Genomic DNA, 21,718 nt, shown 5'->3' with positions numbered 1-21,718 from the left:
GCTCTCCGATGATCAAGCTTGGTGTGAGAACCGCAAGATCACCACCGGAGTCGTGCCCGTGCTTACATCCTCGACCGCGTGTCGCCGCAGCTCAGCGCCCACTCACCGCGACTTTGCCGACCCCCTGACCCCCTCGGCGACCAGGAAGTCGGCCAGTTTGGTCAGGCTCCAGGTCGAGAACGACAGGTCGTGCTCGGCCGGCGTGGACTTGGCGATCTTCTTGATCTCCCGCCGCTCGGGCAGCGTGAACGTCTTCGGCCAGCCGCCCTTGTACTTGGGATACAGCGAGTCGAAGCCGTCGGCGTTGAAGTTGTGGATCACATCACGGACTCGGTCTTCGCTGGTGAACGACACTTCAGCGATCTTCGCCACCGGCATGCCCTGCGCCGACAGCAGCACCATCTGGGCCCGCCGCCACGTCACCACGCAACCGGTGCCCCTGCGGATGATCCGCAGCAGTCGCCGCCCCTCGTCATCATCGAGCTCACGTACGCGCACCCGTTCAGCCACCCCGCACACGCTCACCGACGCGTGCCCCGCAGAGAAACACCCCCTGCGGCGCGTCGGATCACAACAGGGCGAACCTTCCCTACTACGGCACTAGCTCACCGAGCGGGGTGGTGGGTCAGCTTCTACTCGGCAGCACCCGCCGGTCGATGAGCACCTGCAGCCAGTACCGCATCGACTCCTCGGTGTCCCACGTCTCGCAGAAGCCGGCCTGCTTGATCTTCACGGTGCTGATGAACGCGGGTGGCGGGATGGACTTGGCCCCGTGGGCGAAGCAGAAGTCGGCGTAGTGGTGCGATTCGCCGAGCAGCTCCGGCAGGCTGAGGGGCCGCAGCCGGTGCTGGCGGACGACGTCGTCCCATAGCTCGGACTTGGCGGGGAGGAACTCGCCGAGGCGAACCGGCCTGTCCGGTCCCGGCTCCACGCCGAGCGCGTCGGCCAGGGCGGGCCACAGGTCCCGCCACTCGAACACCTCGCCGTTGGTGAGGTTGAAGTGCTCGCCCCACGCGCTGCGGGAGGTGGCGGCCCAGAGGGCCGCGTTCGCGACCAGGCGCGTGTCAACCGCCTCGGTGACGTACCCGATTCCTCCTGGAAAACCGAAGTCTCTGCGCTCCTTCCGGCAGATTGCCGCGTACGCCCCGATGACCGGTGGCAGGTTCATCGCCACGCCGTAGGCCGGTCCGACGATGAGTTGGGGTCGCAGGATGGTCCAGGCGAACCCCCACTCCGCTGACGTCGCGCGGAGATAGTCCTCCTGCAGGCAGTAGAAGTTGGGGTGATCGTCGCGGGGATGGCGTTCCCGAGCCGGGATCCGGATCGGGTGCCGGTGCACGCCGTACGCCTTCGTCCCCTGCAGCAGGGTGACGTGCTGCAGAGCCGCGACGCCGGCCAGCGGCTCGAGCAGGTTCCGGAGCATCGCCAGGTTGATCTCCATCTGGTCGCGCTCCTTCCACCCCGCGACCAGCCCAGGCTTCTCGTACAGCGCGGTGTAGACGACATGGGTGACGCCGGGGAGCTCGTCCGCCGCCGCCCGGCACGCCGCTGGGTCCCGCAGGTCGAGAGCGAGGTGGCGGAACGGCTCGGCGCTGAACACCTCGGGCCTGCGGCGAGAGACCGCGGTGACGTCCCAGCCGGCGTCGAGGAACGCGTCCACGGACGCGGCTCCGACCAGCCCGCTGGCGCCGACCACGAGCACGCTTCCAGTCATCGGTCTCCTCGTTCCTCAGGATCTGCCGGCCGGACCCTCGCCGCGTCAGAAGGGTGCGTCGAAGCCGGCGACGAGGCGCGTGATCCGCCAGACTCCATCGGCGTCCTTCGCGAGCTCGAACCGATAGGGCCCGGCCGTGACGCGCTCATTGCGCCGCCGCTCGACGCGGTCAGGAGCAGGTACGCGTGCGCGGTGGCCCGCGCGGGCGTGAGATCGTCGACGACGAGGTTCGTGAACAGGTGACGCCGCTGGTCGGACTGAACCTGCCAGAACTGGGCGAGGAAGTCGGCGACCGCGTCACTCCCCAAGAACGGGCCTACCTGCTCGAGCCCCATGATCTGGCCTTCCCACACCCCGTCCTCGCTGAAGCAGTTGGCGAGGGCCCGCTGGTCCCGCTCGTCCTAGGACCACCCGTAGCTGGCGATGCACTCGGCGATGAGCAGCCGGTCGGCGGCGAGCTGCGGCTCCTCGTTCGGGACCGGCGGCTGCACCCGCGCGTGGCCGGAGGACCGGGCCCAGCCGGGCGCCGGGCGCAGAACCTCGTCGTCGTGCATCAGATCTCCTTCCACCGGGACTCGACGGCCAAGGGTTGCGGTGTCAGCTTCGTGGGCACACCAGAGATCCCACGACGCGGGAGGTCAGGTGAACGGGGAGACGTGCACGACGTGCGGAGCGCTGATCGGCGACGAGGGCACCCATCGCAGGTGGCACGAAGCGCTCGATCGTCCGGTTGCCGCGGCCGATGCGCCTCAGCCTGAGGAGTCGGCCGCCGGGCGTCCTGGCGCGGACACGCCGGCGGACCCGGCGCCGTACTCGGCCTGACGCGGTCGCCGCGACGTCGTCCCCGCTGCCGCGATGGTCCACCGCCCGCTAAGCAACTCATCGCCGCGGGTCCCCGGCGGTCGCGGTGACGCCGGCGAGCCACGACTCGTAGTCGAGCGACGCTTCGAGGTCGCGGCGCTGACGGCTGGTCAGTGCCCGTTTGAGCGCAGACGCCGCGGGGGTGGGCACGGCGGCCAGGGACTCGGCGAGGCGACGGGCCGCCGACCTGTCGTCGCAGACGCGGCTGAGCAGGCCGCGCTGCTCGGCCACGGCGGACGTCAGCGCCTCACCGGTCCACGCGAGGTGCGCGACCGTGGCGTACCCGACCGCCCGGGTCAGCAGCCACGTCGAGCCGCCGAGCAGTGCGGCGGCCGTGCTCGCGTCCCCGAGCGAGAGCGTTGTGCGCGGCGTCGCCACCCGGAGGTCCGCTGCCATGGCCAACGCCAGTCCCAGGCCGGACACCGCTCCGTCGAGCTCGGCGACCACCGGCACCCCGAGGCCGAAGAGCTGGCCGACCAGCGACTGGAACTCCTCCAGGACCACCGGCTGCGCGAGCTGATCGGCGTCGTACGACGCGACCTCGGGCGCGTGGTGCCACGCGTCCGCCCGTACGGACAGCAGCGCGCACGTTCCGCCGTCACGGCCGATCTTGCGCAGCTCGGCGCGCAGCCGGGAGCGGGATGCGGTGCCGAGCCGCTGCCCGGGTCCGGGGTCGTCGACGACCACCTCTGTCACCTGCGGGTGCACTGGTCCTCCCGAACTCACCGGCCGCTGAAGCGCGCCGGCCGCTTCTCCAAAAAGGCGTCGATGCCCTCGACGTGGTCCTCGGTCGACAGGAGCGTGGCCAGGAGGGCGCGCTCGTGGTCCAGCCCCCCGGTCAGCGGCAGCTCCTCCGATGCGCGGAGCGCGGCCTTGGCCAGCCGGGCGGCGATCGGGCTGTGCACGGCGACCGACCGCGCCATGGCGATCCCTGCCTCGACGACGCACTCCGCCGGCACGACATGACTCACCAGACCTATGGTCTGCGCGGTCCAGGCGCCGATGGTGCGCCCGCTGAGGACCAGTTCCGCCGCGCGGAAGCGACCCGCGACGCGGGCCCACCGCTGGGTGCCGCCCGCTCCCGGCAGGATGCCGAGCCGGATCTCCGGCTGGCCCAGGACGGCATTGTCGGCCGCGACGACGAAGTCGCACGTCATGGCCAGCTCGCACCCTCCGCCGAGCACGTAGCCGGCGACCGCGGCAACCGATGGCTTCGGGAAGCGCGCGAAGCGCAGCCATGCCGCGAGCCGCTCGGACTGCACGTAGTCGGCCGGTGAGGTCGCTCGAAGCTCGCGGACGTCGGCACCGGACGCGAAGATGCGCGCACCTCCCGTGAGGACGACGGCACGCACGTCCCGGTCGGCCTCCGCCTGGTCCAGCCCCGAGGACAGGCCCCTCAGGACCTGCGTGCTCAGCGCGTTGCGGGCAGCCGGACGAGAAATGGTGATCACCGCGACGTGCTCGCGGACCTCGTAGCGGACCGGCGGGGCAGTGGGATCGTCGCGAGCGGACGCAGCATGCTCTGGCACTCGGCCCTCCAGTCACGATCGGGCGTGGCAGCTGAACATACTCATCGGTATTCCGTCAATGCCCGCTCGGTCTTCCGGCGTTTCTCTTGTCGAGTACCGCCGGAAGGCCTTGACGCGATCGGGGTCACAGCCGTATACAGCAACCTACGCGGTAGTAGGACAACGCCTTGGTCGTCGGACTCAATGGGGAGACGCCTGTGAAGGGCTCGAAGAAGCTGCTTGCCGCCGCCCTGGTGCTGGCCGCGCTGAGCGCGGGTTGTGCCAACACCGGGAGCGGGCAGCCCGCGGCCGACGACTCGGGGGCGCAGGACTCCGGTCCGCTCAGGGTCGGGGTGATCGTGCCGCTGAGCGGCCCCGCCGGGCCAAACGGAGCCCACGTCCTCGAGGCCATCGAGGTCATGGCGGGTATGATCAACGAGGATGGCGGCTGCGCCGGCCGGCAGATCGAGGTCGTGGCCCGCGACGACCAGAGCACACCCGCCGCCGGGGTGAGCGCCGCCAACGACCTGGTCGCCCAGGGCGTCGACGTCGTCATGGGTGGGTGGAACAGCCCGGTCACCCTCGCGATCCAGCCGGTGCTCGTCCGGGCCGGCATCATGAACATCACCAGCATCCCCCAGAACACCGCCATCATCGGCGGGGCCGACCCCGCCGCGGTGCGGATGAACGCGGGCAACGCCGTGGGCGCCCACGTCGCCGCGCGGTACATCGCCGACACCCTGGACGCCCAGCGGGTGGCGATGCTGCTGCAGAACGACGCATACGGCAACGACGCCGGTGCCGCGCTGCGGGCCGAGCTCGAGCCGCGCGGCGTCGAGGTGGTCGCGGAGCAGAAGTTCGCCTTCACCGACACCGACTTCCGCATCCCGCTGAGCAACATCGCGGCCACGAACCCCGACGTCGTCTTCTCGGCGAACGCCGCCGAGTCGTCCGGGATGCCGGCGATGGCCCGGCAGTACGCCGAGTCGAGCCTCGAGGCACGGCACTTCGCCGGCACGGGCACCGTCTCGCCGACGGTGATCGACCTCGCCGGCGGCGCCGTGGTCGACGGCCTGCTGTCCGCGGACCTGTACTTCCCCGACGTCGAGCCGCTCACCAGCATCCCGAGGAACCAGGCCTTCGTCGAGGCCTACACCGAGAGGTCGGGGGGCGAGCTTCCCGACAAGTACCGCGCCCTCGGCGCGCAGAGCGTCGACGTCTGGTGCAAGGCCGTCGAGAAGGTCGGCGGAACCGACCGCCAGGCGATCGCGGACGCCATCCAGGGCGAGACGTTCCAGGACACGATCCTGGGCGAGGTCAGCTTCACCGAGAAGGGCCAGATGAAGTTCAGGATCTTCGCCCTCACGGTGCAGGGCGGCGAGATCCAGGTCCTCGAGGAGATCCCGGTCGACGAAGCGGTGTGGGGGTGAGCGCCGCCGACGCGGCGAGGGCCGCACGGATGAGGAGCGACGCGCAGCAGCGGGACGTGGCCCTCCGCATCGAGGGCCTGACCGTCCGGTACGGCAGCCTCACCGCCCTCGACGACGTGTCGTGGACGGTCGACGACGGCGAGATCGTCGGCGTCATCGGGCCCAACGGCGCGGGCAAGAGCAGCAGTTTCGCCGCGATCAGCAACTCCGTCCCCCACGAGGGCGACTGCTACCTCTACGGGACGAGTACGGCCGGGATGCCGACCCAGGCGCTGGCCCGCAAGGGCCTGCGCCGGACCTTCCAGCAGAACTCGTTCTTCGGCGAACTGACCGTACTCGAGAACGCGATGGCGGCCTTCCAGGTGCAGGGCAGCACCCGACTCCTCCCGAGCATCGTCACCCCCTGGCGGGAGGCGAAGACGCGGGCGGAGACCCGCCGCGTCGCCGCGGCGCTGCTCCGCGACTTCGGCGTCGGGCCGCGCTACCACGAGCTGTTCCCCGACGACCTCCCGTACGGGCTGCAGCGGGTGCTGTCGATCGTGCTGGCGTACGGAGCCGGAGCGAAGGTGCTGCTCATCGACGAACCGGCGGCCGGGGTCGGCGGCGACGACATGCGCAACCTGGCCGACCTGCTTGGCGAGCTGCGCAGCCGGGGCCTGGCGATCGTCCTCATCGAGCACCACATGGACCTGGTCATGGAGATCGTCGACAGGCTCGTCGTCATCGACCGCGGGCAGCAGATCGCCTACGGCCTGCCGGCGGACGTGCAACGGCAGCCCGCCGTGCTGGAGGCGTACCTGGGGAGGACCGCATGAGCCCCCTGCTGGAGCTCGCGGACCTGCGGGTCCGCTACGGCCACACCGCCGCCCTCCACGGCGTCGACCTCACCGTCGGGCAGCGCGAGCTGGTCGCCGTCGCCGGCGCCAACGGGGCCGGCAAGAGCACGCTCGTCAACGCGGTTGCCGGGTGGTCGCGCGGCCGGGCCGTCGCGACGGGCGGGGTGCGGCTCGACGGCGTCGACGTGGCCGGGCTGCCGGCGCACCACCGGACCAGGAAGGGCATCGTCCTCGTGCCCGAGGGCAAGGGCGTCTTCGAGGGCCTCACGGTCGAGGAGAACCTGCAGCTCGTCAGCCCGCCCAAGGGGGCCGGCGGCAAGCGGTACGACGTGTCCGACATCTACGAGGTCTTCCCGCAGCTGCCCGGGCGGGCGTCCAAGAAGTGCTCGACGCTCAGCGGCGGCGAGCGGCAGATGGTCGCGATCGGCCGTGCCCTCCGGGCGGCGCCGCGGCTGCTCATCCTCGACGAGCCGTCCGTCGGGCTCGCTCCGCGTCTCGTACTCGACGTGCTGCGGCACGTGCGCGAGCTCGTGGACGGCGGGTTGTCCGTGCTGCTGGTCGAGCAGAACGTCAAGGCGACCCTCGAGGTCGCCGACCGGCTCTACCTGCTGGAGCAGGGCCGCGTCGTCGGGTCCGGCCCGGTGGAGCAGATGCGCGACGACGAGCGCATCGTCGCCGCCTACCTGGGAGGGCTGCGCGCGTGAAGCTCCTCGACCAGCTCGTGAACGGGCTCGCGCTCGGCGCGGGCTACGCACTGCTCGCCGTCGGGTGGACCGTCCTGCTCGGAGCGGCTCGGCTGGTCAACTTCGCCCACGGCCAGCTCTACATGCTCGGGGCGTTCGTGACGTGGGTGGCGACCTCGGCGCTGGGCGTGCCGTACCTGCTGGCCATCCCGATCGCGCTGGTGGCGGTTGGCGTGCTCGGCCTGCTCATGCAGCTGGCGATGACCAGGCTCGTCCTCGAGCAGAACATCGTGAGCCTGATGCTGGTGACCCTGGCCTTCGGCTACCTCATCCAGGGCGGCGCGGCACTCGTGTTCGGGGGCAACCCGCAGCGGATCCCGAGCCCGTTCACCGGGGAGAACCTCGCGGTCGGATCGGCGCGCTTCACCCAGCAGGACGCTCTGATCATCATTGCCGCGCTCGCGCTGTACGCGGCGACCTACTACGTGCTGAGCCGGACCAACATCGGCCGGATCGTGCGCGGGGTGGCCGAGGACCCCCGGCTCGCCCAGTTGTACGGCATCAACGCCGCGCGGGTCTACCTGGGCGTCTTCGTCTTCGCCGCACTCAGTGCCGCCCTTGCCGGCGCCATCATCGGGCCGCGCAGCCCGATCCTCACCTCCATCGGTTTCGAGGAGGTCATCATCACCTTCCTGGTGGTCGTGCTCGGCGGCATCGGCAGCATCCTGGGCGGCTTGATCACGGGTCTCGGCCTCGGGGTCTTCGTCGCCGTGTTCGGCGCGTACTTCCCGCCCGCCTACTCCATGGCGGCGGCGTTCGCCGTGCTGCTGATCGTCCTCGTGGTGCGACCCGAAGGACTGAAGATCCGATGAGTGTGCGCGACGTCGACGTCCGCGGCGAACCGGCCCCGGGCAAGTACCGGTGGAGCGGCTCGACGGGGCGCCGGCCCGCGCTCCCGGCCGCGGTCCGGCTGGCGCTGTGGCCCGTGCTGCTCGTCGTCGGCTACCTGGCTCCGGTGCTGCTGGGCGGCTCCGATCGGATCTACGCGACGATGGTCCTGATCGCCATCTTCGCGATCATGTCCTACGGCATCGACATCGTGCTGTCGTACCTGGGGGAGGTGAGCCTCGGCCACACCCTGTTCTGGGCGGGCGGGGCCTACGTGACGGCGGTGTTCTCGGTGAAGTACGGCTGGGGGCCGCTGCCGGCTCTGCTGGCGGCGATCGCCGTCGTCACCGTCCTGGCCGTGGTGCTTGGCCTTGCCACCAACCGCACCCGCGAGTTCGTCTTCTCCCTAGTCACCTACGCGGCGGCGGTCATCGGCCTGACAGTGGTGTCCAACAACGCCTTCCTCGGCGGTTCGGACGGCCTGGTCGGCGTCCCGTTGCTCGCCCTGCCGGCGGTGGGCGGGGAGTACGTCGCCCGGTCAAACGCGGAGCTGTGGCCCATCGCGTTCGTCCTCCTCGTGCTCGTCATCGCGGTCATCGCCCGGTTCCGCCGGTCCCGGTTGGGCGCCACCGCGCTCATGACCCAGATGAACCCGGACCTGGCCACCACCCTCGGCGTCGACGTCCGCCGGATCCGCGTGCTGGTGTTCGTCCTGTCCGCGCCGATCGCGGGGCTTGCGGGCTGGCTCTACGCCTACCAGCGCAGCTACGTCAGCCCGGACCTGCTGTCGGCGTACTTCCTGCTGTTCATGCTGACCGCCGTGATCCTGCCGGGCCGGCGGCTGCTGCTCGGGCCGCTGGTCGGGGCGGCCATCCTCACCACGCAGCAGCAGCTGTTCTCCTTCGGCGGTGACGCCGACAAGATCGTGCTCGGTGGACTGCTGGCCGCCGTCCTGCTGCTCTCCCCGGACGGGCTGGTGGGCATCTGGCGGGCCGTCGTGCGCCGGCTGGCCCGTGGGCGGGCGTCCCGTCCGGAGCCGGCGGCGGAACCTGGGGCGTCATGACCACCCCGCACCGTCTAGGATCTGGCGGTCGGCGTGGCAGGCTGGCGTGGCCGTTCTCGGAGCCCGCCCCTGCCGCCACGCCCCATCGTCCGGTCGTCGAGGAGAAGCCGTGGTGACGCAGGCCGGGCTCGGCCGCAGGGGGCCCGCGGAGGCGGGACGCATGGAGGTCCTGGACGCCGCGGCCACCGTCTTCATGGAGCGCGGCTTCACCGCCACAAGCGTCGACGACATCGCTGAGGTCCTCGGCGCGACGAAGGGTCGGATCTACCACTACTACAGGTCGAAGGCCGACATCTTCCTCGACGTGCTCACGCTGGCCATGCTGGATCTGCTCGAGCAGATCCGACCGATCGCCGAGCAGCGCGACCTCCGGCCCGAAGAGCGGCTGCACGCGGCCGCCCGGATGCACGCGATGGTCATGATGACCCAGAACGCCCGCTCCCGGGTCGCCGTGCAGGGCACGGAGATGCACCTGATGCAGGAGGCCGGGGCCAAGCAGCGCCGGGCGCTGCAGGCCTTCGTCGATATGCGGGACGAGTACGAGCAGTACTTCGCCGACTTCGTGGCCGAGGGCGTCCGGGCCGGGATCTTCCGCGACGTGAAGCCACGGCTGGCGGCCAAGCCGGTCCTCGGCGCGCTGAACTGGATCAATATGTGGTACCGGCCGCGGCCGGACAGCGACGTCGAGGACATCGCCGACGAGTTCGCGACCTTCGTCGTCAACGGCCTCCGGCCGCCGCCCTCGGCTCCGGGGTCCGAGCAGCTCTCGGTGGTGCGACCGCCCCGCGACCGGCAGGCGGGGTAGCCCGAGCATCGGGAGCGGATCATCTTTCACGGCGGGCAAACGAGCGTCCGATCACGACCTGCCGTCCGCGGAGCTATTCGTCCCGGCGTCGCCCCCCGTATCCTGCTGCGTCATCGGGGGAACCGTGCGCCTGGGACGCAGGGCCGTCCAGACGTTGGCGATCAGGAGCAGAGCCATTGCGGCCACGATGGCGAGCGCCAGCGGTCGAGTGAGGAACACCGCCAGGCTGCCATCGGAGATGAGCATCGCCTGGCGGAACGAGCGCTCCAGCAGCGCACCGAGCACGAAGGCGAGCACGAGCGGGCCCGGCTCGAAGCCGAGACGCCGCAGCCCGTAACCGACGACGCCGAACCCGAGCACCACCCACATGTCGAACACGCGGTTGTTCACGCTGTAGACGCCGATGAGCGTGATGACGATGGCCACCGAAGCCAGAACACCGCTGCGCACCCGCAGGATGCGGACGAAGAGGCCGACCAGCGGCAGGTTGAGGAGCAACAGGACGGCGTTGCCGACGACCATCGAGGCGATCACACCCCAGAAGACATCCGGGTAGTCTCTCACCAGAGAAGGGCCGGGGGTGATGCCCTGGATGAGCAGCGCGCCGTAGATGAGCGCCAGGACGACGTTGGACGGCAGCCCGAGCGTGAGCAGCGGAATGAAGGCGGAGGTGGACGACGCGTTGTTCGCGGTCTCGGGCCCGGCGACCCCCTCGATGGCACCCTTCCCGCAGCGGGACGGGTCCTTGGCGATCCGCTTCTCGGCCGCATAAGAGGCGAGCGATCCCATGAGGCCGCCGCCCCCGGGGAGGACCCCGATGAAGAAGCCGAGGACCGAGCCGCGGGCGATGGGCCAGCCGGATGCGCGGATCTCGGCCCTCGACGGCAGCGTCCCGCCGACCTTGCCGGTGATCGGCGTCACGGTTGCGGGGTGCGCCGCGGTGTACAACAGCTCGCCGATGCCGAACAGGCCCATCGCCACGGCGATGAGGTCCAGACCGCTGTACAGGTCGGGGCTGCCGAAGGCGAATCGGGCCGCTCCGGTAATCGGATCGGGTCCCACGACGGCGAGGAGCAGGCCAAGACACGCCATCACCATGGACTTGGCGAACGAACGCGTGCCGAGGTACGCGACGAGAACAATGCCGAGGGCCGCCAACGCCGCGTACTCCGCCGGCCCGAAGGTGAGCGCGAGCTCGGCCATCGGGATGGCGAGTGCGGCCAGCCCGACGACGGCCAGGATGCCACCGACAAAGGAGCCGATCGCCGCGATGCCGAGCGCGTGTCCCGCGCGGCCCTGTCGGGCCATCTGGTGGCCGTCGAAGGTCGTCACCACGGAGGCCGCCTGACCGGGCATCCGTAGCAGCACCGACGTGATCGTCCCACCGTACATCGAACCGTAGTAGATGCCGGCGAGCAGGATCACGGCCGACGCCGGGGGCACCGTGTACGTCAACGGGAGCAGCAGCGCGATCGTCGTCGTCGGGCCCAGTCCCGGGAGCACGCCGATGACCGTGCCCACAGCGCACCCAATGAGGACGTACAGCAGGTTCTCGGGTGTCAGGGCGACGGCGAAGCCGGTGCCCAGGGAGTCGATGAGATTCATCCGAGCTCCGGAGGGTCGAGTCAGAACGCGAGCACGCCGGCGGGGAGGGGGACGCCGAGCAGTAGGTCGAAGATCGCCCACAGCGCAGCTGTGGAGGCCACCGCGATGACGAGGCTCGAGCGCCACGTCTCGCGGGCCAGAACCCGCAGCCAGAGCAGGAGCACCAGGAGCGTGGGGAGGACGACGCCCAGGTACTCGAAGCCGAGGATGTACAGCGCGAGGCTGAGAACGCCCAGGAGCATCCGTCGCAGCGGCAGGGTGTCCGGGTCGATCTCGCCCCGGTCACCGAGGAGGCTGGCGACGGCGAACACGCACAGGGCGAGGCTCACCAGGAATGGCCACAGTCCCGGCCCCGGCTGGCGCAGGGTCCCGAGGCCGAGACGAGTGGAGAGCATGGCTCCGGCGAGACCCAGGAGGAGTGGCGGTACGGACCCGATGTATCGCCGGTATGACCTGGGCGCGCGGTGGGCGGCATGCGGCCGCGCCTGCTCCTGTTCGTCCATCGCCCAGCGGCTACGCGAGGATCTCGGACACGGTGGCGTGGTACTCGCCGAGCCGCTCGAGGATCTCCTCGGGGCTTGCGTACTCGGCATAAGTCTCGCCGATCGCCGTGCGGTATTCCGGATCCTCGCGCACGCACGTTTCGAGCGTCTCGGTGAGCGTGTCCGCGATGGCTGGCTCGAGCCCCTTCGGGCCGACGAAGCCGTAGAACGTCCGGGTGGCGAGGATGTCGACGATGCCGACCTCGGCCAGGGTCGGCACGCCGGGCAGGATCGCGAGCTGCTGCTTGGCGCCCGTGGCCAGGGGCCGGATTTCCCCGTCCTCAATGAGTTTCAGGGTCGATGAGTCGGCCGCTTCCCAACGGGCGTCGACGTTGCCGCCGAGCGCTGCGGTGTTGGCCTCGGCCGTGCCCTGGAACGGCACCACCGTGAAGTTGTAGCCACGGGTGGCGAGTTGTTGGGTCGCGAGGGAGAACGACACCTGCGTCCCGCTGGTGCCGACCGAGATGCCGCCCGGCTTGGTTCTCGCAGCCTCGAGCAGGTCCTGCATGGTCTGGTACTGGCTGTCGGCCTTGACGAACCAGACGCTCGGGAACTCCATCATCTGGCCCGCCTACGTGAAGCTCTCGTAGGTGTAGCTGGCGCCGTCGGCAACGAGGGGTGTCGTGACGAACGTGGACTGCGACCCGACGCCGAGCGTGTGGCCGTCCGGCCGCGCACCGGCGATCTCCGTCATCGCCGGCGCCCCGGCACCGCCTGGCCTGTTTTCCACGATCCAGGTACCGCCGAGCCGCTTCTCGAAGCACGGCATGAGCGCGCGGGCGCCGATGTCGGTCGGCCCGCCTGCGGAGTACGGGACGATGAACCGCACGGTGCGCTCGGGATAGCCGCCGGCGCGGTCTGACGAGCCGGCGGAAGTGCCATCGCCGCCGCAGGCAGCCAGGACGAGCAGCGGCGCTGCGGCGAGAACGGAGAGGAGACGTGGAGGTCTCATCGTGGGCCTCTTCGGATCGAGGGAACAGCGGTTGCGGAGGGACCGAGACCGCTGCAGGCACTGACAAAATGCCAACCTACCGAGGTGTATGTCACGTCGCGACGTCTGGCGCAAGTGTGCATCGGCCACTCTATGTGGTTCTTCTGGGTTCTTCTGCAACCAGCGTGGAGCTCTTGTCTCCGGGACATCCTGCCGAGTAGGTTGGGCCTCAGCATGCACTCAAGCGCCGTGGGCGCCACACCTTGGGCCGCGGCAGGAGATCGGAGCGCGAATGGCTGTGGTGTGGGGCCCGGAGCTCGATGACGACGGACTGAAGTGGCTGGACACCGCCAAGGACCTCGCCGAGCGCTACTTCGCGCCGTTGGCCGAGGAGCTCGACCGGGAGCAGCGCTATCCCGTGGAGAACGTCGAGCACCTGGTGCAGTCGGGCCTCGCCGGGCTCTTCGTGCCCGAGCGCTTCAGGGGTGCCGGGGCCTCCTTCGTCACCACGTGCGCCGTCATCGAGGAGGTCTCGAGGGCGTGCGCGTCGACGGGGGCGATCCTCACGGCCTACGCGCTCGGCGGCACTCCGATCCTGCTGGCGGGCACCGAGGAGCAGCAGGCGCGCTACCTCGGTGGCATGGCCAGGGGCGAGGCGGTCAGCTTCGCGCTGACCGAGGTGGGCGCGGGCAGCGACGCCAACGCCATCAAGGCGACAGCGGAACGGGACGGCGACGGCTACCGCATCAGGGGCGAGAAGATCTACATCGGCAACGGGGGTGCGTCCCAGCACTACGTCGTGTTCGCGCGCACCGACCCTGCCGCAGGTCCGCGCGGCATCAGCGCCTTCTTCGTCGACCGCGACGCGGCCGGCGTCGAGATCGACCGCTACGAGGACAAGATGGGGATCCGCGGCACGAAGACGAGCAACCTCAAGCTCGACACCCACGTCACCGACGCGGACATGCTCGGCGAGCCCGGGCGGGGGCTGCGGCTGGCCCTGAACACGCTCAACGCCGGGCGCATCAGCGTGGCCGCGCAGTCGACCGGCGTGGGGCTGGCCGGCTACCAGGTCGCGGCCCGCGAGGCGGCGCGGCGGCAGACCTTCGGGCGGCCCATCATCGACAACCAGGGCGTGTCCTTCCCGTTGGCCGACGTCGCCACCGAGCTGAGCGCCGCACGCCTGCTCACCTACTCCGCCGCGGAGACCTACGACCGGAGCGGGGACGTCTCCGTAATCGGGGCGATGGCGAAGCTCTACGCGAGCGAGGCCGCGCACCACGCCGTCGACGTCGCCGTCCAGGTCTACGGTGGCGACGGCTACTGCAAGCCCAACGTCGCCGAGCGGCTCTACCGGGACCAGCGGATCCTGCAGATCTACGAGGGAACCTCGGAGATCCAGCGCCTCGTCATCGGCCGGGCGCTCGCCAAGGAGGCACTTGCGTGAGCGAGGACTACGCCCCGTGGGAGATGGACGTCCGGTTCCCGGCGCCGGGGGCCATGCGCGTCTTCGACCTCGCCCAGCTGATGTACACCGGGATCCCGCATCACCCGGTGCACCCCCCGTACAGCTTCGTCCTGACCAAGCGGCACGGGGATGTCGTCTATCCCGGCGGCGTCTCGGGGGCCGCCGCGATGATCACCACCGGTGATCATGTGGGCACCCACGTCGACGGGTTCGCCCACGTGGCGAAGCTCGGCAAGCTCTACAACGGCGTCGACATCGAGGGCAACCAGTCCTACTCGGACGGGATGGGGGTCCACTCGGTGCACGAGATGGCGCCCATCGTGGGGCCGGGGCACGTCGTCGACATGCCCACGCTGCTCGGCCGGGAGCTCACGCCGGCCGACGGGGTCACCGGCGACCACCTCGCGAAGTGGTTCGCCGAGCACGGGCCCGAGCCGACGGCGGGGTCGGTCGTGCTCGTCCGCACCGGTTGGGACCAGCACTGGGCGGATCCAGCGAGGTTCCTCGCCGTCGACACCGGCGCGCCGGGCATGTCGCTCGACGGCGCCCGCTGGCTCTCCGAGCGCGGGATCCGGGCGAGCGGCTGCGACACCGTCGCCTACGAGCAGATGCCGAGCCCGTCGCTCGACGTGCACGTGCACCTCCTCGTCGAGAACGGAATCTCGATCATGGAGGCGATGAACCTGAAGCCGGTGGTCGTCGCCTCCGCCTGGATCTTCTTCTTCGTCGCCGCCCCGCTGCGCATCAAGGGCGGCACCGGATCACCCATCCGCCCGCTGGCCTTCGTCCCGCAGGCCGAGACGTGAGCACCGCCCGACCGTTCTCCGAGCGCTACTGGGACGAGGTCGAGACCTGGTCCCGGGACCGCATCGCCGAGCACCAGTTGGCGAAGCTCCGCCAGCAGCTCACCTACGTCTACGGCGCCAGCGGCTTCTACCGCCGTCAGTGGGACGACCTCGGCTTCACACCGGGCGACCTCCGGTCGCTGGAAGACCTGCGCCACCTCCCGCTGGTGGCCAAGGCCGACTACGTCGCCACCCTGGAGGAGAGCCCGCCGTGGGGCTCGGCGCTCGCGGCGCCGCTGCGCGACGTCCGCAGGGTGCACTTCTCCTCGGGCACCACCTCGAGCCCGACCCCGGTGTGCTGGACCGAGAGCGACCTGGACCGCTGGGCCGACGTCTACGCCCGTGCTGCGTACAGCCAGGGCACCCGCGACACCGACGTCTTCCAGTGCCTGTTCACCTACTCCTGGTTCGTCGGCGGGTTGGGCTTCACCAGCGGGTACGGCCGCGTCGGCACCACGGTCGTCCCCGGCGGCGCTGCGGAGACCGAGCGGCAGATCGAGACCATCTTCCGCTACGGGACGACCGCAGTGGCCGGCACACCGTCGTTCATGGTGCACATCGCCGACACGGCCGACGCACTCGGCCGCCCGCTCCGCGAGTCGGCCGTCCGCAGTGTCACGGTCGGGGGCGAACCGGGTGGTGCCGTGCCGGCCACCCGCGCGCGCATCGAGGAGCTGTGGGGCGCCAAGTGCTTCGACGGCTACGGCAGCCTGGAGTTCCAGCCCATCGCGTGGGAGTGCGAGGAGCAGGCGGGCGGACACCTGCCCGAGGACTTCGCCTACGCCGAGGTGCTCGACGCCGACTCCCGCCAGCCCGTGCCGGACGGCAGCCCCGGCGTGCTGGTCCTGACCCACCTCGACAAGAAGGCCACGCCGCTCGTGCGCTGGTGGACCGGCGACGTCGTCGTCCGCGACGCCTCCCCGTGCGCCTGCGGCCGCGCGCGCCGCGGTGGCCTCGCTCGTGGCATGAGGGAATCGGCGCTGCCCGCGCTGGGCGTCGATCTCGGCCGCGATCGCAAGGACCGACGCCGGCGAGAGCGGGTGCGGCGGGCGTGGGCCTCGGTCTCTGGGGCTCCCGGCCCTCGGCGGTCCAGTGGTCATCCTCGGCGGCATCTTCGGGGGCTTCGTCACGCCCACGGAAGCGGCCGGCCTCGCTGTCGTCTACAGCCTCCTCGTTGCTGTGTTCCTCTACCGTGACCTCGGAGTCCGGCGCATCCCGGGCATGCTCGTACGCTCCGGGGTGAGCACGGGCACCGTGCTGTTCATCGCGATGGTGGCGAGCGCGGCGTCCTACATCTTCACGATCGACGGGCTGCCGGTGCAGGTGAGCGAGGCCGTGGCCCAGGTATCGGACAACCCGACCGTGGTGATGCTCCTCCTCGGCGTCGTCCTGGTCCTCGTCGGCACCGTCATGGACATCATCGCGGCGATCCTGATCCTGGTCCCGGTCCTCATGCCGACGGCCATCGGTGTGGGCATCGACCCGATCCACTTCGTGGTGTTCCTCGTCGCCTGCCTCTCGCTCGGGCTGGTGACACCGCCGGTCGGGATGTGCCTCTTCGCCACCTCCTACGTCAGTGGCCTGAGCATCGAACGGATCGCCAAGGCCGCCAAGCCGCACTACGTGGTCATGCTCGTCGCTCTCGTCCTGCTCGCGGTCGTCCCGCAGTTCACCCTGTGGCCGGTTGAGCTCCTCACCGATCGGTGAGCAGGCCGGCGTGTTCCCTGACACCCACCACCTGAGGAGTCCGATGCACCTCGGCACACAGGTCGATCTGCGCCGTCTGCTCGGCGAGCAGGCGCTCGGGCCGACGCGTGGCGGCGAGACCGGCCGGACGCGGCCTGCTGCCTGCATCGTTCTTCTGGGCGACGCCCGTGGGGCGTCCGACCCCGACGAGGTCGGTATGGGCGAGAAGGAGGCGGTCCGGCCGTGACCGGAGGCGCACCGCGCGGGGAGGCGCGCTCCTCGGCCTGGACGTGGGTACGAGCGCGGTCAAGGCAGGACTGTTCACCCCCGACGGGGCGACGCTGGGCTTGCAGCGCGTCGCCCTCCATTCCTGCTCGCCGCGGCCCGCGCACCGCGAGATCGACGCGGAGTCGGTGTGGTCCGCTGTCGTCGTGGCCACTCGCGCGCTGATGCGCTCGCTGCCAGGGCGGGAGGTCGTCGCGATAGGCGTGGCGGCAGCCAGCCCGACCCCAGTGGTTGCCGACAGGGACGGCCGGGTCCTCTCGGCGGTCTGCACCTTCGCAGATGCCCGCTCTGCAGCCGACGTCGCGGAGCTGCAGACCCGGATCCCCGCGGGAACCTTCGAGCGGTTGACGGGCAACCCGGTGGCTGTGCCGACCTGCTCCGCACTGACGGCGCGACATCTGGCCCGATCCATCCGTGGTCGAGGGCCGGTGAGGTTCGGGCACCTCGCGACGTTCGTGGTGCATCGCCTGACCGGCTGTTGGGTCATGGACCCCACGAACGCCGCCTACACCGGCGTCCTCGACATCTCGTCCCCGAACCGCTGGTCGGTTCAGGCCGCGGAGATGCTGGGGTTGGATCCCCTGCTCCTCCCGCAGCTCGCGCCGTCCGCCCGCGCCGTGGGCACCCTCACGCCGCCGGCGCGGGAACAACTGGGTCTCCCCACGGCCGCGGTGGTGACCGCGGGCTGTGCCGACACGGCCGCGGCGGCCTTGGCAGTCGGCTGCCTCCAGGACGGGGAGGCGTTCGAGTCGGTGGGCACCTCGGGCGTCCTCACGGTGTGCCGTGACCGTCCCCTCGAGGCCCTGCATGCGATGAACCGACCGCACGTCGTGCCCGGCCGCTGGCTGTCGCACGCCGCAATGTCCTCCAGTGGCGCGGCGGTGTCGTGGCTGTGCGAGCAGGTGATGCCGGACGTGCCGGGTGGACGTGACCTCGCCGCGCTGAGCGATCTCGCCGCCTCCGCGTCGCCGGGTAGCGGGGGCCTCGTCTTCCTGCCGTACCTTGCGGGGGAGCGCAGTCCGGTCTGGGACCCGGAGGCGCGGGGCGCCTGGGTCGGGATGACACTCGACACGAGTACCGCGGACCTCGCCCGCTCGGTCTTCGAAGGCTCCGCGTACGGCCTGCGCCAGCTCATCGCGCTGGAATGCCGCGTCAGCGGCAACACTCTTTCCGAGCTCGTCTCGGTGGGCGGGGGGACCGCCAGCGCCTTCTGGTCTTCGATCAAGGCAGATGTGACCGGGCGGGTATTCCACCGTGCGCGTCACGGCGAGGTGGCCGCGCGGGGGGCAGCACTGCTCGCGGCGACGGCCGCGGGCGTGCACCCCGACCCGGCGACGGCGGCACGAGCCGCGGTCCCCGTCCCCACCTCTCGGGTGGAACCCACCGCCAGTGCGCAGACGCGGGCCGTCTACGACGAGGTGTACCGCGCGTACGAGGCGCTCTACCCGGCCCTCCAGCCGCTGTTCGGCCCGCTTCAACGCGCTGTCGGGCACGCGACCACCCACGATTCCGCACCCCTCCGGACCCGAAAGGACTCCTCCTGTGGATCTGCCTAGCGGACACTGGCGCAGCTACATCGCCGGCGAGTGGACGGCCGCGCCGGACACCCGGCACGTCGAGCTCGTCGACCCGGGGCGCACCGACGACGTCGTCTCCCGCTACCTCCTCGCGTCTCCCGAGGACGCCGAGCGGGCCGCGTCCGCCGCGCACGACGCGCTCCCGGCCTGGAAGCTGACCAGCGCGAGCGAGCGCAGCGACCTCGTCTACGGCCTCGTCGAGCTCTGGCGCGAGAACCCTCGAGGAGATCGCGAGGATCGTCTCCCTCGAGATGGGCAAGCCGTTGGCGGAGTCCCGCAGCGAGGCTCACCGCGCGGTGTCGGAGATGCGCTTCTGGGCGGGGGAGGCTCTGCGGCTCGGCGACCGCACCTTCCCCAGCGTCCGCCGTAGTACCGAGGTGGCCACGATCCGCGAGCCGATCGGGCCGATCGCCGCCATCACACCGTGGAACTTCCCGATCCTCAGCCCGTTGCGGAAGGTCGTTCCGGCGCTGGTCTGCGGGTGCCCGGTCGTCCTCAAACCGGCTCTGCAGGCGCCGGGTCGGTTCACATCGCGGCCATGGTGGACCGGCTGGGCGTGCCGGCGGGCGTGTTCAACCTCCTCCTCGGTGGCGGCTCCGACGTCGGCGCCGCGCTGACCGCGCATCCGGCCATCGCGGGGATCACGTTCACCGGCTCGACCGACGTGGGACTGCGGATCGCCGGGGAGGCGGCCGCCCGCAACGTGCGGCTCCAGCTCGAGATGGGTGGCAAGAACGCCGCCGTGGTCACGTCGTACGCCGACGTCGAGCACGCCGCCGCGGAGATCTCGGCCGCGGCGTTCGCCGTGGCAGGGCAGCGGTGCACCGCCATCAGCCGCGTCATCGTCAAACCCGAGATGAAGGAGCCGGTGGAGCGGGCCCTGGTCGACAAGGCGCAGGCCATCCGGGTGGGACACGGGCTCGACGAGGGAACCGCCATGGGGCCGATTGTGAGCAAGGACCAGTTCGACAAGGTCCACGGCTACGTGGAGCAGGGCGCGCGCGAGGGAGCGCACATCCTGACCGGCGGCAGCCCGCTCAGCGGCGGCGGCTACGACGATGGCCACTACTACCCCCGACCGTCGTGACCGACGTCCCCCGCGGAAGCACCCTGGCCCTCGAGGAGGTCTTCGGCCCGGTCCTCTCGGTGATCCCGGTCGCCGACTTCGAGGAGGCCCTCGAGGTGGCGAACGAGACCCGCTACGGGCTCACCGCCGCGATCTTCACCGACGACATGGACGTCGCGCACGCCTTCGTGCGCGGGTCCGAGAGCGGGATGGTCCACGTCAACCACGGGACGACGAGCGAGGGCCAGGTCCCCTTCGGCGGCGTGAAGCAGTCCGGCCAGGGGGCGTACGGCATCGGTGACACCTCCACGGACTTCTTCACCTCGCTCAAGGCCGTCTACCACGTCTACCGCCGGTGAGACCGGGTCGACGGAACCGCTGCGAGTGACCCCGAACGGAAGGACAGACAGTGCATTCCCACGGCCATTTCATCTTCGAGCTGCCGACCCGGATCGAGTTCGGGTCGGGCTCTCTGGCGCACCTCGGGCAGCGAGTGACCGACCTCGGGGGCACACGGGTCCTCGTCGTCACCGACGAGGTGCTGGCCGGCATCGGAATCGCCGAGCGCGTGACCTCGCTGCTCGACGAGGCGAAGATCGAGCACGTCCTGTTCGCCGAGGTCGAGGCGGAGCCGGACGCCGCCGGCGTGCACAGGGGCGTGGAACTGCTGGCGTCCGAGGGTTGCGACCTCGTCGTCGCCGTGGGCGGCGGCAGCGTGCTCGACACGGGTAAGGCGATCTCCCTGGTCAGCCGCAATCCAGGGCACATCCGCGACTACGCCGGACTCGGGATCCCCACCCAGAAGGGCGTCCCGGTCATCGCGATCCCCACGACCGCGGGGACCGGCAGTGAGGCGACGATCTGGGCGGTCATCTCCGAGAAGACCAACAAGGTCAAGTACGGAGTGGGTGGCCCGCACATGACGTCGGACCTCGCGCTCTGCGACCCGGACCTCACGGTCACCCTCCCACCCCGGCTCACCGCAGTCACCGGCCTCGACGCGCTCGCGCACGCGCTGGAGTCCTACGTCAACAAGGCGACGCAGCCGTTCTCGGAGGCCTTGTCGGAGAAGTCGATGGAGTTGGTCGCCCGCTCGCTGCGCGATGCCGTGTGGGGTGGCGACACCCTCGCCGCGCGCTCGGACATGCTCCTCGCCTCCACGATGGCGGCCGCCGCGTTCAACTCCACTCGGCTCGGGCTGGCACATGCGCTCGCGATGCCGCTCGGCGCGAAGGCCAAGATCCCACACGGCGACGTCGTGTCGATCCTGCTGCCGGAGGTGATGCGGTTCAACGTGGTCGGCAACCTGACCAAATTCGCCAGGATCGCGAGGATCTTCGGAGAGCCGGTCGAGGGTCTGTCCCTGCGTGATGCCGCCGACGCCGGCGTCGCCGCCGTCGAGCAGGTGGTCACCGACGTCGCGGCACCGCGCAGGCTCGGCGACTACGGCGTGACGGTCGAGGACCTTCCGAGCCTGGCGGAGGAGGCCATGAAGTCGGCGGGCAACATCCAGGTCAACCCGCGGGCGACGAACGCGGCGGACCTCGTCGGCATCATGACCCGCTCGCTCTGATGAGGCGCTGCCGGGCGTCGACACCGTCTTGCGTCCAGGTGTGACCCTCTACGTCTCCAGGGTCCTGAGTGGCTGCTTCTGGGTCGGGGTCGAGCCTCGGCGCCGGTTCGCAGCGTTCCTGGACGGCATGCTCGCCGAGCTGCCTCGCAAGAACTGCTGGGTGCGCCACGAGGCGCCAAGTGATCGTGTGGGGGTGAGAGACCGTGCGCCACGAGGCGCTGTGATCCGTGTGCGGGTGTGAGTCCCGCGCCGCCGCTCCGTCGCAGAGGAGCGGTCGAAGCTGGGGGCAGCCGGGTCCGGTGAGACGACCGGACCGGGTGGAGAGCAGCCCCGACAACGACGGGACGCACCG

Annotated in this window: 22 protein-coding genes and 3 pseudogenes; 16 read left to right on the top strand and 9 right to left on the bottom strand. The window is 70.6% G+C overall.

Annotated features, from left to right (window positions below; genetic code table 11):
• Positions 1-102: 102 nt before the first annotated feature.
• The 6 genes and pseudogenes from KME75_RS26285 to KME75_RS26260 all read right to left on the bottom strand — a co-directional run bounded on the left by KME75_RS26285 (position 103) and on the right by KME75_RS26260 (position 4,104).
• On the bottom strand, positions 103-510 hold the full coding sequence (locus tag KME75_RS26285) for a helix-turn-helix domain-containing protein (protein WP_219417560.1): 408 nt from the start codon (positions 508-510) through the stop codon (positions 103-105).
• A 115-nt stretch (positions 511-625) separates the two neighbouring features.
• A complete protein-coding gene (locus KME75_RS26280) occupies positions 626-1,714 on the bottom strand; it encodes an SDR family oxidoreductase (protein WP_219417559.1) in 1,089 nt (362 codons plus the stop codon).
• Positions 1,711-2,103: pseudogene (locus KME75_RS46945) on the bottom strand (nuclear transport factor 2-like protein); the annotation flags it as partial. The pseudogene KME75_RS46945 and the gene KME75_RS26280, both read right to left, overlap by 4 nt.
• A gap of 12 nt (positions 2,104-2,115) precedes the next feature.
• Positions 2,116-2,268 (bottom strand): hypothetical protein, encoded by a 153-nt coding sequence (locus KME75_RS26270; protein ID WP_219417558.1) that lies wholly within the window; start codon positions 2,266-2,268, stop codon positions 2,116-2,118.
• 325 nt (positions 2,269-2,593) lie between these two features.
• Positions 2,594-3,271 (bottom strand): enoyl-CoA hydratase/isomerase family protein, encoded by a 678-nt coding sequence (locus KME75_RS26265; protein WP_219417557.1) that lies wholly within the window; start codon positions 3,269-3,271, stop codon positions 2,594-2,596.
• 26 nt (positions 3,272-3,297) lie between these two features.
• Complete coding sequence (locus KME75_RS26260) at positions 3,298-4,104, bottom strand: enoyl-CoA hydratase/isomerase family protein (protein WP_219417556.1); 807 nt, start codon at positions 4,102-4,104, stop codon at positions 3,298-3,300.
• A gap of 197 nt (positions 4,105-4,301) precedes the next feature.
• On the opposite strand from KME75_RS26260, the gene KME75_RS26255 reads away from it, so the two are divergent.
• The 6 genes from KME75_RS26255 (at position 4,302) to KME75_RS26230 (ending at position 9,788) form a co-directional block, all read left to right on the top strand.
• A complete protein-coding gene (locus KME75_RS26255) occupies positions 4,302-5,513 on the top strand; it encodes an ABC transporter substrate-binding protein (RefSeq protein ID WP_219417555.1) in 1,212 nt (403 codons plus the stop codon).
• A gap of 29 nt (positions 5,514-5,542) precedes the next feature.
• Positions 5,543-6,328: an ABC transporter ATP-binding protein gene (locus KME75_RS26250; protein WP_219417554.1), complete on the top strand. Its 786-nt coding sequence runs from the start codon at positions 5,543-5,545 to the stop codon at positions 6,326-6,328.
• Entirely contained in the window at positions 6,325-7,053 is a 729-nt protein-coding gene (locus KME75_RS26245; protein WP_219417553.1) for an ABC transporter ATP-binding protein, read from the top strand. Before KME75_RS26250 ends, KME75_RS26245 begins: the two co-directional genes overlap by 4 nt.
• Positions 7,050-7,904, top strand: a complete 855-nt coding sequence (locus tag KME75_RS26240; RefSeq protein WP_219417552.1) for a branched-chain amino acid ABC transporter permease — start codon at positions 7,050-7,052, stop codon at positions 7,902-7,904. Before KME75_RS26245 ends, KME75_RS26240 begins: the two co-directional genes overlap by 4 nt.
• Positions 7,901-8,983, top strand: coding sequence for a branched-chain amino acid ABC transporter permease (locus tag KME75_RS26235; protein ID WP_219417551.1), 1,083 nt, complete (start codon positions 7,901-7,903; stop codon positions 8,981-8,983). Before KME75_RS26240 ends, KME75_RS26235 begins: the two co-directional genes overlap by 4 nt.
• A gap of 109 nt (positions 8,984-9,092) precedes the next feature.
• Positions 9,093-9,788, top strand: a complete 696-nt coding sequence (locus tag KME75_RS26230; protein ID WP_219417550.1) for a TetR/AcrR family transcriptional regulator — start codon at positions 9,093-9,095, stop codon at positions 9,786-9,788.
• Between the two features lie 51 nt (positions 9,789-9,839).
• On the opposite strand, the gene KME75_RS26225 is transcribed toward KME75_RS26230, so the two are convergent.
• The 3 genes and pseudogenes from KME75_RS26225 to KME75_RS26215 all read right to left on the bottom strand — a co-directional run bounded on the left by KME75_RS26225 (position 9,840) and on the right by KME75_RS26215 (position 12,704).
• Positions 9,840-11,393, bottom strand: coding sequence for a tripartite tricarboxylate transporter permease (locus tag KME75_RS26225; RefSeq protein WP_219417549.1), 1,554 nt, complete (start codon positions 11,391-11,393; stop codon positions 9,840-9,842).
• Between the two features lie 20 nt (positions 11,394-11,413).
• On the bottom strand, positions 11,414-11,896 hold the full coding sequence (locus tag KME75_RS26220; RefSeq protein ID WP_281424689.1) for a tripartite tricarboxylate transporter TctB family protein: 483 nt from the start codon (positions 11,894-11,896) through the stop codon (positions 11,414-11,416).
• Between the two features lie 10 nt (positions 11,897-11,906).
• A pseudogene (locus tag KME75_RS26215) lies at positions 11,907-12,704 on the bottom strand (tripartite tricarboxylate transporter substrate binding protein).
• Positions 12,705-13,158: 454 nt separating this feature from the next.
• Between KME75_RS26215 and KME75_RS26205 the strand changes: the two are divergent.
• The 10 genes and pseudogenes from KME75_RS26205 to KME75_RS26155 all read left to right on the top strand — a co-directional run bounded on the left by KME75_RS26205 (position 13,159) and on the right by KME75_RS26155 (position 21,366).
• Positions 13,159-14,313: an acyl-CoA dehydrogenase family protein gene (locus KME75_RS26205; RefSeq protein ID WP_219417545.1), complete on the top strand. Its 1,155-nt coding sequence runs from the start codon at positions 13,159-13,161 to the stop codon at positions 14,311-14,313.
• On the top strand, positions 14,310-15,140 hold the full coding sequence (locus KME75_RS26200; RefSeq protein WP_219417544.1) for a cyclase family protein: 831 nt from the start codon (positions 14,310-14,312) through the stop codon (positions 15,138-15,140). Before KME75_RS26205 ends, KME75_RS26200 begins: the two co-directional genes overlap by 4 nt.
• Positions 15,137-16,375 (top strand): phenylacetate--CoA ligase family protein, encoded by a 1,239-nt coding sequence (locus KME75_RS46115; RefSeq protein WP_219417543.1) that lies wholly within the window; start codon positions 15,137-15,139, stop codon positions 16,373-16,375. The genes KME75_RS26200 and KME75_RS46115 overlap by 4 nt, the downstream gene beginning before the upstream one ends.
• Positions 16,272-16,886, top strand: coding sequence for a TRAP transporter large permease subunit (locus KME75_RS26190; RefSeq protein ID WP_219417542.1), 615 nt, complete (start codon positions 16,272-16,274; stop codon positions 16,884-16,886). The genes KME75_RS46115 and KME75_RS26190 overlap by 104 nt, the downstream gene beginning before the upstream one ends.
• 43 nt (positions 16,887-16,929) lie before the next feature.
• Positions 16,930-17,112 carry a hypothetical protein gene (locus tag KME75_RS26185; protein ID WP_219417541.1) on the top strand — a complete coding sequence of 61 codons (183 nt, stop codon included), beginning with the start codon at positions 16,930-16,932 and terminating at the stop codon, positions 17,110-17,112.
• The gene (locus KME75_RS26180; RefSeq protein WP_308283087.1) at positions 17,054-18,706 is read left to right on the top strand and encodes a xylulokinase; all 1,653 of its coding nucleotides are present in this window, start codon (positions 17,054-17,056) and stop codon (positions 18,704-18,706) included. Before KME75_RS26185 ends, KME75_RS26180 begins: the two co-directional genes overlap by 59 nt.
• Entirely contained in the window at positions 18,693-19,097 is a 405-nt protein-coding gene (locus KME75_RS46940; protein ID WP_219417539.1) for an aldehyde dehydrogenase family protein, read from the top strand. Before KME75_RS26180 ends, KME75_RS46940 begins: the two co-directional genes overlap by 14 nt.
• The gene (locus KME75_RS46935; RefSeq protein WP_219417538.1) at positions 18,979-19,344 is read left to right on the top strand and encodes an aldehyde dehydrogenase family protein; all 366 of its coding nucleotides are present in this window, start codon (positions 18,979-18,981) and stop codon (positions 19,342-19,344) included. Before KME75_RS46940 ends, KME75_RS46935 begins: the two co-directional genes overlap by 119 nt.
• A pseudogene (locus KME75_RS46930) lies at positions 19,266-20,152 on the top strand (aldehyde dehydrogenase family protein). The gene KME75_RS46935 and the pseudogene KME75_RS46930 overlap by 79 nt, the downstream one beginning before the upstream one ends.
• Before the next feature lie 50 nt (positions 20,153-20,202).
• Positions 20,203-21,366: an iron-containing alcohol dehydrogenase gene (locus tag KME75_RS26155; RefSeq protein WP_219417535.1), complete on the top strand. Its 1,164-nt coding sequence runs from the start codon at positions 20,203-20,205 to the stop codon at positions 21,364-21,366.
• The last annotated feature ends 352 nt before the right edge of the window (positions 21,367-21,718 follow it).

Origin of the sequence: Pseudonocardia nigra, assembly GCF_019396355.1 — a bacterium.
GTDB lineage: Bacteria > Actinomycetota > Actinomycetes > Mycobacteriales > Pseudonocardiaceae > Pseudonocardia > Pseudonocardia nigra.
The sequence above is the reverse complement of the archived record's forward strand: the minus strand, read 5'-3'. Positions and strand labels throughout refer to the sequence as shown.